Raw genomic sequence first — 8,424 nt, 5'->3', positions numbered from 1 at the left:
GCTCTATGGCGACGTCGAAAAGCTGGGCAAGATCTTCGGCAAGGAGGCCGAGGCTGAAAAGCTTGTCTCTGGCTGGAAGGCGCAGCTCGCCGACATCACCGCCAAGGTCGGCAGCGCCAAGGGCACGCGGGTGTTCCTCTACGATTCCGGCGAGGACAAGCCGTTCACCGCAGGCAAGTTCGCCATCCCCAGCGCCATGATCACTGCCGCCGGCGGCGACAACATCATGGCTGACATGGACACCAGCTGGGGCAACACGGATTGGGAAACGGTGGCGTCGCGCAATCCGCAATTCCTCATCCTGCTCGATTACCAGGACGGTGGCGGCTACAGGAAGCTGCTCGATTTCCTGAAAGCGCATCCGGCCATGAAGGAGACAGACGCGGTCAAGAACGAGCGCTTCGTCGCCCTCCGCTACGCCGAGCTGACGCCTGGACCCGCCAACATCGAAGCGATCGACAAGATCGCCAAGGCCATGCACCCGGAAGCATTTTGAGCTTGCGCCATCCGGCATTTGCGTTGGCCATGCTGGCGGGAGCGGCGGCGATCGCCGCTCTCGCTCTGCTGTCGATCGCCTATGGCTCGACGCTGATCCCGCTGGCCGACGTTGTAGCAGCGCTTGGCCGCGCAATCGGCTTAGGCGGGCACGACGTGTCCGGGCCGGTCGGCAAGATCGTCGTCGATCTGCGGCTGCCGCGCACGATCCTGGCCATCTGCGTCGGCGCGGGCCTCGGCGTCGTCGGCGCGCTGCTGCAGACAGTGACCCGCAACGATCTCGCCGATCCGTTCCTGTTCGGCCTGTCGTCGGGCGCCGCCGCCGGTGCCGTTTCCGTCATCACCGTCTTCGGCGACAGCTTTGGCATCTGGACGTTGCCGGTCGCGGCCTTCACCGGCGGCATATTGGCCGCCGGCGTCGTCCTGCTGCTGGTCGCGCGGGTGAGGGGCCAAGGGCCGGAGCGGCTGATCCTCGCCGGCCTTGCCGTGTCCTTCATGTTCACCGCCTTGACCAACTACCTGGTCTTTGCCGGCGACCAGCGCGCCGCCCACTCCGTGTTGTTCTGGACGATGGGCGGCCTTGGCCTGGCGCGCTGGGACAATATCTGGCTCGGCGCGCTGGGTGCGGGCACCATTCTGGCTTACGCGCTGTGGAACCACCGCCGGCTCGATGCCTTCCTGGCCGGCGAAAACGCCGCCGAAAGCCTTGGCGTGCCAGTGGCGCGCATGCGCCGAATGACGTTTCTCGTCGCCGCCTTCTCGACGGCGATCCTGGTCTCTGTCGCCGGGGTCATCGGCTTCGTCGGGCTGATGATCCCGCATCTGTCGCGGCCGCTGGCAGGCCCCTTGCATCTGCGCCTGGTTGCCAGCTGCGCCGTCTTCGGCGCGGTGCTTTTGCTGGCCAGCGATCTTCTGGCCCGAACGCTGCTGCCGCCGCAGGAACTGCCGATCGGCATCATCACCAGCTCGGTCGGTGCGTTCTTCGTCGTCACCATGCTGATCCGCAACCGGCTTTGAGCGCCTTTGGCAACCGGTCGCCGGATCACACAGTCCAGAAATAGCGCACGATGTGGAAGAACACCGGGGCGGCGAAGACCAGGCTGTCGGTGCGGTCCATCATGCCGCCATGGCCTTCGATGAGATGGCCCCAGTCCTTGACGCCCTGGTCGCGCTTGATGGCCGAGGCGACCAGCCCGCCTAGGAATCCCATCGAGCAGGCGACGAAGGCCACGCCTGCCGCCTGCAGCGCCGAGAAGGGCGTCACGAACGACAACAGCGCGCCGAGCAGGCTCGCCGACACCAATCCGCCGATCAGCCCTTCCCAGGTTTTCGACGGCGAGACGTTCGGCGAAAACCGGTGTTTACCAAACAGCTTGCCGAAGATGTACTGCAGCACGTCGCTGCCTTGCACGACGATGATCAGGAAGGCGATCAGCAGCAAGGTGCGGCCTTCGAAGCCTGGCACGTCGAGTGTCAGCAGGGCGGGGACGTGGCTGACGCAATAGACCGAGATCATCACCGCCCATTGCTGCGCGGCGATCCGCTCGAGGAAGCGTTCGGTGTCGCCATGCAGCGCCGTGATGGCCGGCATCAAGAGGAAGCAGTAGACCGGAATGAAGATGACGAAGAGCCCGTACCAGGCGGTCCACACCAGCCAGTACTGAAACGGGATGATGATGCCGAACATGCCGAGCAGCACCCAATGGTCGCTGCGGCGCGTATGCGTCAGCGTCACGAATTCGCGCAGCGCGGCGAAGGAAATCAGCGCAAACAGGATGGTCATCCCGTAACGGCCGAAGAAGAAGGCGACCGTCATCAGCGCCACCATCACCCACCAGGCGTTGATGCGCTGCGTGAGATTGACAAGCGTCGAGCTCAGCGGCTTCGGCGCTCGCGCCGAAAGGATGGTGGCGACGATGCTGGCGGTGGTCAAAACCGCCAGCAGGCCGATGATCAGGATGGAGATCTCGTGGCGCATCAATCGTCTCGCTCGGGACGCGGGTTGAGCGCCAGAAGCGCGGCGTGGGCGCGCTCGAGAAAGGCGCGGCGTTCTTCGCCCGGGCCAACCGCGACAGGCGCGCCGAAAACGACGCGGCACAGCAGCGGCACCGGCAGGAACTGGCCCTTGGGCAGCACGCGCGACATGTTCTCGATCCAGCACGGGATCAGCTCGACCTCAGGCCGCGCCGTCGACAGATTGTAGAGCCCGGAGCGGAACGCCAGCAGCGGCTCTTCGGTCATGTTGCGTGTGCCTTCGGGAAACAGGATAAGCGAGTGCCCTTGGTCGAGAACCGACAGCATGATCTCGATGGGGTTTTCCTCAGGTCTCGTCCATTGCCGGTTGATGAGCACGGACGACAAGATGTCCTGCGCGATAAAGCGGCGCAGCCGCGACTTCCCCCAATATTCGCCTGCGGCAACAGCATGGGTGATCGCGCGCTCCCTTTCGCTGAGACAGGCCGACAAAAGGATGAAGTCGCCATGGCTGGTGTGATTGGCGAAATAGATGCGCTGCCGCTCGGAGGGCAGGCTGCCGTTCCAGATCGGCCGCACCCCGGTCACCATCCGGGCCAGAGCCGACAGGCCGACGGAGGTTACCGTCTGCAGCAAGGTGAAGGTCTTGAGCGAAAGCTTGTTCATCGCGGCGCCCAAAACCCTGCCGCCAGAAGCGCTGCGGCAAACAGAGCCAGGGCAGCGCGTTGCTTGAACAGCAAGCGGCTTGTGCCGGCCATGCGGTCATCGAGCAAGCGTGTCGCGAACGGAGCCGGTTTCAGGCGCATGCGCGCCAACATGTCATCCACCGCGGCACCGCCGGAAGCTTCGTCGTCATGGCTCGCCATCAGTCGGAACAGCAGCGCGTCGAATGCCAGCAATGCCGACAGCGCCAGCACAGCAACCGCGCTCGCGGCGGCGATCGACAAAGCGATGGCCGCGGGCAAGGTCTCGAAGGCACCGCGCGCCGACGCGGCTAGAGGCGCAAGGACATTTGCGGTCAGCACGATTGCGGCCGGCCACGCGGCCTGTCGCATCAGCATGCCGGCGAAGCGGTCGGTGCGGTCCTGATAGGTATTGCCTGTCATGACGCCGCCCGCCCAGTGGCCTCTGCAAGGTGGACCGGCCGGCCGGCGGCCGCGAGCATCTCGCGGGCGAGCGTCGGCGTCCCGGCCCTGCCGGTCGCCACCAGCCATTCGGCGACGACGCCGGCGCTGCGCTGGAAGCCGAGCGCGCAGCACACCAGGACGGTGCCGTCGCGGCGTGCATTCTCCAGCGCGCCGGCTGCCTGTTGCCGTATCGCCAGTGGCGGCGGCAACAGGTCGATCATCGGAAAGCTGATCCAGCGGCAATCGGTTGTCGCCGGCTTTTCGAGTTCGGCGGCGAGGTCGATGACCGTGCCGAAGCTGTTGGCCTCGCTTGCCGTGGGAAAGCGCCCGAGAAAGACACCTTCGGCAATCGCCACCTGGGGGGCAAGATTGCGCGTCCAGGCCCATATGTTTGCCCTGGCGCCGAGGCGATAAGGCAAGAGCAGGACACGGCTTGCAAGCGTCATGCTGCCATCGGCGGATTTCTGGAACACTTTTTCGCCTGCCCCTGCATAGGCGAGGGTGACGATGGCCAGCGCCAGCGCCGGCCAAAGCAGGAAGAGCGCGACGGCGCAAACGTAGGCACCGAGCGCGGCACCGGCCAGCGCGAGGACGGCGCCCATAGCGTAGAACCGCGCCAGCCGCCGCGCTTTCGCATCGTTGGTCAGCCGGAAGCCTGCAAACGGCAATGCGCCGCTGCGCGGAAACAGCCACAGCGCAAAGAACCCGAGCAGCGCGCCGGTCGGGATGTCGATGAAGTGATGCTGCCAGGTCGTCAGCACCGAGGCGCCGATCAGAAAGCACCAGCCGTGCCAGAGCGGCAGGAGCAACCCGCCGAGCCGGTGGCGCCAATGATCCCAGATGATCGCCAAAAGGGCGATGTGCAGCGAGGGGGCCTGGTTGAACGGCTTGTCGAAACCGCCGAGCACGGCAAACAGGAAGCCGGGCAGGCCGGTCGTCGCCGGCCGCACGAATGTAGCGGTCAGCGGGAACAGGATGAAGCAGATAACGGCGACGATTTGCGCGGTGAGATAGCGTCCGGCCAGACGGTCGACCCCTTGCCTGTCGTTGTTGAGCAGCAGCGACAGGCCGTAGAACAGGTTGATCGACCAATAGGGCACGATGGTCCAGGCGACGAACGGGATGCCGTGCTCCCACGAGAACACGATACTGCCGACATCGTCGCGCCGCGACGCCAGCCAGTTGGCGAAGCCGTAGCTGAGATAGAAGAACGGCGCCAGGAAGGCCAGCCACAGGGCTGCCCTGACGACCACCCGGCTATAGGGTTCGGCACGCGCCACGGATGCAGGCGATGACACCATGCTGCTCAGCGGCGCCGCGCGAGCGAGACGGTGAAGATGCCCCATTGGTCGATGCGCTGGTCGAGCTTTTCGAAACCGGCGGCTTCGACGAACTGGTCCATTTCGCCTTGCGTGCGCCGGCGCATCACCCAGGCCTCGCCGCCGCGATGCGAGGTCAGGCTGCGGGCGATCATCTCGAGCTGCGGGTGCCAAGGCTGGTTGGTGTAGAGCAACAGGCTGCCCGGCTGCATGGCGCTGGCCAATCCACCGAGCGACCGGGCGATCATCGCATTGTCCGAGAATAGCTCGTAGAGGCCGGAAACGATGGCGAGGTCCGGCGCCGGATCGGCGTTGGCGAGCACGTCGGCATCGAAAGCGTCGGCGCGCTGGAACGTGACGTCAGCCGGCAATTGCCGCTCCGTGATCAGCTTGCGGCCAAGCTGCACGTTGAGGTCGGAATAATCCTGCAGACGCACGCTCGCCGGCTGGTCGGGGCTCTTCACGATGGCATCGAGAACATAGCGGCCGTGGCCGGCGGCGATGTCGAGAATATGCACTGGCCGGCCAGTGGTCTTGAGCGTTGCCAGGCAAGAGCCGATCAGTTCTTCGAGATGCAGCTTGCGCTGGCGGATGCCGCGCCAGCCGATAGCTTCCAGGAAGACACGGTCGACGACGCGGCCAAGGGGCGTAAGTCCGCGCGCGTCGTTTTCGTAGACATAATCCAGCGTCGAGCCGGAATCGAAGCCGGTGGCAATGCCGGTCTTCATGCCTTGGGAGACCCAGGCGCCCATGCGGATGGAGGCGCGGCTGAATGCCCAATAGAGGCCCTTTGGCGACATCAACGCGAGCGGTGAAGCAAGCCGGTCGGCCTCGTCGCGTGTGTAGCCGGCAATGTCCGCCTGCTTCAGGTCGACCGGCGCATCCGGTGCCGCGAACTGCCTGGCCAGGAACGGCCGGATCAGGTCGAGGGCCTTTGCCCGGTCGCGTTCGCCCAGCGTGTCGTGGAAGAAGCCCGGCAGCACATGACGTTCCTTGATGCGGCTGCCGAGATTGACGAAGAACTCGTGCTGCGGGCCGTGGCGCACGACCCAATCGCTGCCCGAAAGCAGAAGCTGCGTCGGCGCGGTGATGGCGCGGGCGTCCGCAACGATGCGGGCTGCATGCTGATAGAGTTCGACCAGGATGTTGGAAGCGATCGGCCGCGTGATCAGTGGATCGCTCTCGAAAGAGGCGATTCGCACGGGATCATGGGTCAGGAATTTCGCCTTGACGTAGGAATTGACGAAGAAGCGGCCCTTGATCTTCTGCCAGAGCGCTATGCCCTCCTTGGCGAAGGGCACGTAGAGTTTTACCGAGAAGGCCGGTGAGGCCAGCACCATGGCGCGCAGCTTCGGCGCATAGTCATGCACCCAGGCGGCGGCCAGAACGGCGCCGAAGGACTGCGCGATCAGCGCGATATCGCGCGTGGCGAAGCCATCCCTTTCAGCGATCTCGCGCATGAAGCAGTCGATGTCGCGCACCAGCGCCGAGAAGGACGGGGCATAGCCGCGCTCGCCGGACGAACGGCCATTGCCGCGGGCATCCCAGGCATAGAAGGCGTGGTCCGGCATCCGCAATTCATCGACGAGATGGGCCATGCGGCCGCCATGCTCGTGGCCGCGATGGAAGAGCACCATCGCGCCTTTGGCATCGGCCGAAGCCGCCGGCCAGAATCGGTAGAAGATCTCCGTCCCGTCATGGCTGCGGAAGACCCGCTCCTGCGCTTGCCGCGCAAGGCTTTCCGTGGCCGCGGCGGCGACCGGTTCGTGCATCATGGTCTTTCCCTCTGGCGGCCCCACTGGCGGCATGGCGAGCCTCGATGCTCAGCTGGCGCTGCCAATAAGCCCGGCGCGTATCCGGTTTATGGCGGTCAGCAGCGAAAGCGTTGCCATGGCCGGAAACACAAATGGCGCGATCGATGCCGGCCACAGCCCTGGGGCGCACAGCACGGCGACGACGCCAAGCGCCAGCGCCCTGTCGCTCTTGCCGAACGGCCCGGCATAGTTGCGGCCGATCTTGGCGGCGATGCCGAGCACGCCGGCAAACTCGGTCAGCACCGCCGATATTGCGAAGGCGACGACGCCCCATGCGCCAAATTCCGGAAAGACGGCAAAAGGCAAGATCAGCGCGAGGTCCGAAACGACGTCGCACAACTCGTTCAGATACATGCCGAGCGTCGAGGCTTGGCCATGCTCGCGCGCCAGCATGCCGTCCACGGCATTCAGCGCCATGCGCACGAACATCACCACGGGGATAAGCAACAGCAGCCAGCGCCATTCATGCCGGATCGCAATGGCCGCGCCGGCGACTATCGACATCGCGGCCGCCAGGATGGTTATGCTGTTTGCGGTGACCCCGATGGCCGCCAGCCGATTGACCAGCGGCCGCAATCGACCCTGGAAGGCCGGCTTGAGAGCGTAAAGCGTCGGCATTGCGTTGATCCCCCGATCCTGTTCAGCGGCTGTACATCAATATGCCAGACGCGACCAGCGGAGAGGCGGCGCGGCCATCATGCGTTCGCAAATCGATAACCATGATTGGCCCGGCAAAGCTGTCATGCACATTTGTCGGCTTTGTGTGCACTGCGGCACCTTGAATAGTGAGCACGCTTATTATATATCCCGCTCATGGTTTCCGATGGCATCGACAGATTGGGCTTCTTGATCCACGACGTGCAGCGCCTGATGCGCAAGCGCTTCGAGGCGAGGGCCAGTGGCTTGGGGCTTTCTTCGGCGCAATGGCGGCTTCTGGTCCGCGTTGCCAAGGAAGACGGTGTCGCGCAGGCGCGGCTGGCCGAACTTCTCGAAATCGAGCCGATCAGCGTTTCGCGCCTGGTCGACCGCATGGAGGAGGGAGGCTGGATCGAGCGTCGTTCCGACGCTGCCGATCGCCGCGTCCGCATGATCTTCCTGACGCCCAAGGCAAGCGATGCCTACGCCGTGATCAAGAGCATTGCCGGAGAAGTCTATGAGGAATCGCTGGTCGGCGTGAAACCGGAAGCCCGTCGCGTCCTCGTCGAGGGACTTGAGGCGATGGTCCGCAACCTGACCGACGACGAGACGCCGTCCATTGAAAAAGTGAAGAACACAGAGGGCGCAGCAGCATGAACGCGGTAGCCAAGATAGACGAGAAAGTGACCGAACTGGAAATGGAAGCGCCGGCGCAGCCGGCCGCGGCCCCGGCGACCGTTGCTCCCCCGGTGCAGCCGGCTCCGGCGCCGGTGAAGAAAAAGCGCCGGCTGGGCCGCTTCCTGCTGATGGTCGCGCTGCCTGCGGCATTGGCTGTTGGCGGCGGCTATGTCTGGGTTACCGGCGGCCGCTATCAGGAGACCGAGAACGCCAATCTGCAGCAGGCCAAGGTATCGATCGCTTCCGACACGGCCGGCCGCATCGTCAAGGTCGATATCTTCGATAACCAGCTGGTCAAGCAGGGTGACGAGCTGTTTGCCATCGACCCCGAGCCCTACCGGATCGCGTTGGCTCAGGCCGACGCGGCGGTGGCGGGCGCGC

General features: G+C 64.9%; 10 protein-coding genes. 4 read left to right on the top strand and 6 right to left on the bottom strand.

Annotation, left to right across the window (positions count from 1 at the left end):
- Both EN949_RS29560 and EN949_RS29555 read left to right on the top strand, forming a co-directional pair.
- Window positions 1-496: ABC transporter substrate-binding protein (locus tag EN949_RS29560; RefSeq protein WP_164782577.1), on the top strand; the 496-nt coding region annotated here is incomplete at its 5' end.
- Between the two features lie 29 nt (window positions 497-525).
- Window positions 526-1,512, top strand: a complete 987-nt coding sequence (locus EN949_RS29555; RefSeq protein ID WP_081714386.1) for an iron ABC transporter permease — start codon at window positions 526-528, stop codon at window positions 1,510-1,512.
- Between the two features lie 25 nt (window positions 1,513-1,537).
- On the opposite strand, the gene EN949_RS29550 is transcribed toward EN949_RS29555, so the two are convergent.
- From EN949_RS29550 to EN949_RS29525, 6 genes are read right to left on the bottom strand one after another with little or no spacing between them, the layout of a single operon-like run.
- A complete protein-coding gene (locus EN949_RS29550) occupies window positions 1,538-2,473 on the bottom strand; it encodes a phosphatidate cytidylyltransferase (RefSeq protein WP_063167715.1) in 936 nt (311 codons plus the stop codon).
- Window positions 2,473-3,135: a lysophospholipid acyltransferase family protein gene (locus tag EN949_RS29545; protein WP_024504853.1), complete on the bottom strand. Its 663-nt coding sequence runs from the start codon at window positions 3,133-3,135 to the stop codon at window positions 2,473-2,475. Before EN949_RS29545 ends, EN949_RS29550 begins: the two co-directional genes overlap by 1 nt.
- Window positions 3,132-3,575 (bottom strand): hypothetical protein, encoded by a 444-nt coding sequence (locus EN949_RS29540; protein ID WP_024504852.1) that lies wholly within the window; start codon window positions 3,573-3,575, stop codon window positions 3,132-3,134. The genes EN949_RS29545 and EN949_RS29540 overlap by 4 nt, the downstream gene beginning before the upstream one ends.
- Entirely contained in the window at window positions 3,572-4,897 is a 1,326-nt protein-coding gene (locus tag EN949_RS29535; RefSeq protein ID WP_024504851.1) for a phosphatase PAP2/dual specificity phosphatase family protein, read from the bottom strand. Before EN949_RS29535 ends, EN949_RS29540 begins: the two co-directional genes overlap by 4 nt.
- A 5-nt stretch (window positions 4,898-4,902) precedes the next feature.
- On the bottom strand, window positions 4,903-6,690 hold the full coding sequence (locus EN949_RS29530) for a bifunctional alpha/beta hydrolase/class I SAM-dependent methyltransferase (protein ID WP_181172674.1): 1,788 nt from the start codon (window positions 6,688-6,690) through the stop codon (window positions 4,903-4,905).
- 48 nt (window positions 6,691-6,738) lie between these two features.
- On the bottom strand, window positions 6,739-7,347 hold the full coding sequence (locus tag EN949_RS29525; protein ID WP_024504849.1) for a CDP-alcohol phosphatidyltransferase family protein: 609 nt from the start codon (window positions 7,345-7,347) through the stop codon (window positions 6,739-6,741).
- 195 nt (window positions 7,348-7,542) lie between these two features.
- Here EN949_RS29525 and EN949_RS29520 point away from each other — a divergent pair, with 195 nt between their 5' ends.
- Both EN949_RS29520 and EN949_RS29515 read left to right on the top strand, forming a co-directional pair.
- Complete coding sequence (locus tag EN949_RS29520; protein ID WP_013532372.1) at window positions 7,543-8,022, top strand: MarR family transcriptional regulator; 480 nt, start codon at window positions 7,543-7,545, stop codon at window positions 8,020-8,022.
- Window positions 8,019-8,424 (top strand): biotin/lipoyl-binding protein (locus tag EN949_RS29515; protein WP_127371867.1); only part of this gene is annotated, 406 nt, incomplete at its 3' end. The genes EN949_RS29520 and EN949_RS29515, both read left to right, overlap by 4 nt.

This window comes from Mesorhizobium sp. M7A.F.Ca.US.007.01.2.1 (assembly GCF_003998165.1).
Classification (GTDB): domain Bacteria; phylum Pseudomonadota; class Alphaproteobacteria; order Rhizobiales; family Rhizobiaceae; genus Mesorhizobium; species Mesorhizobium ciceri.
This window is presented reverse-complemented; position numbering and strand designations above follow the sequence as displayed.